Source organism: Mameliella sp. CS4 (genome assembly GCF_019392335.1).
Lineage (GTDB): Bacteria > Pseudomonadota > Alphaproteobacteria > Rhodobacterales > Rhodobacteraceae > Antarctobacter.
On the sequence record NZ_JAHXRQ010000154.1, the window covers coordinates 1 to 271 of the forward strand.

The window sequence follows — 271 nt, forward strand, 5'->3', positions numbered from 1 at the left end:
GAGGTGGATCGTCTCCTTGTCGGAGCGCGACGAGTTGAGGTTCACGTGCTCGACGACCTCGACCACCAGGGGCTCGCGGCTCGGCTCGGCCTCGTCGTCCTCGCCGGCGCCGGCGCGGGCGAAGTCCACCGCCACGACGTTGTCGGGCTGCTCCGCCGGGGCGAGCGCCTTCAGCGCGCCCTTGATCCAGTCGGCGGCGGGCTTCTCGAAGTCGAGGTCGAGGTCGGCGCGCTCGGCGGCGCGCTTAGCCCCCAGGGCCTCGAAGCGCGCG

The 271-nt window shown here is 73.4% G+C and carries 1 pseudogene; it reads right to left on the reverse strand.

Going from position 1 to position 271, the window contains the following annotated elements:
- Positions 1-271, reverse strand: a pseudogene (locus KZZ07_RS26930) (hypothetical protein); the annotation flags it as partial.